At 76.0% G+C, this 583-nt stretch carries 1 protein-coding gene; it reads right to left on the bottom strand.

What is annotated here, in order from left to right; translation table 11 throughout:
• Nucleotides 1–186: 186 nt before the first annotated feature.
• The gene (locus RH94_RS03355) at nucleotides 187–519 is read right to left on the bottom strand and encodes a hypothetical protein (protein ID WP_073946164.1); all 333 of its coding nucleotides are present in this window, start codon (nucleotides 517–519) and stop codon (nucleotides 187–189) included.
• Between the last annotated feature and the right edge of the window lie 64 nt (nucleotides 520–583).

The following is a 583-nucleotide window of genomic DNA, read 5'->3' as shown; positions in this document are numbered from 1 at the left end:
CCCCGCCGACGCCGTCCCCGCGGCACCGGCGCCCGCACCGCCACGCAGGCGCGGCCACCGGCGCCCGCGCCGCCCTCCGGACACGCACCCCGCTGGGCAGGCGCCCCCTGACGAACCCGTGCCCCGGCCGGGCGGGCGCCCCCGCCGGGCCCGCAACGCCGCAGGCGCACGCGCCGGCGTCAGGCGTCATGTGCGTGTCGCCGTCTCGCGGCGCAGCAGGGTCCTGATCGGGTGCCACAGTTCCAGGGCGTCGACAGCGTTGTCGGGGGACGTGCGCCATATCAGGCCGTCGGGGTGGTGGAGGACCGCGGTGACCTCGTCCGGGGTGGGCGGGGCCGCGTTGCCGCGCAGGTAGACCGCGCGCAGGCCCAGGTTGCGCAGGCGGGTCAGGGCGCGGGCGCGGTTGCGGGCGTGGACGAGTACGCGGACGCCGCCGACGCCGTCGGGGGCGGGGGTGGGCAGGTTCAGCGCCACCACCACGGTGCCGTTCGGCAGCTTGCAGAAACCTCCTGCGGCCATGCGGTCACATCCCCCGTTCTGGTCGGTGTCAATAAGGGAGTCACAGCAGGCACCTAAACACGAT

This window comes from Streptomyces kebangsaanensis (genome assembly GCF_001906585.1).
In the GTDB taxonomy this organism is placed as follows: Bacteria; Actinomycetota; Actinomycetes; order Streptomycetales; family Streptomycetaceae; genus Streptomyces; species Streptomyces kebangsaanensis.
This window is presented reverse-complemented; position numbering and strand designations above follow the sequence as displayed.

Excerpts from the sequence above, each read along its gene's own strand:
- RH94_RS03355 (WP_073946164.1), bottom strand. The coding sequence starts at position 519 with ATGGCCGCAGGAGGTTTCTGCAAGCTGCCGAACGGCACCGTGGTGGTG.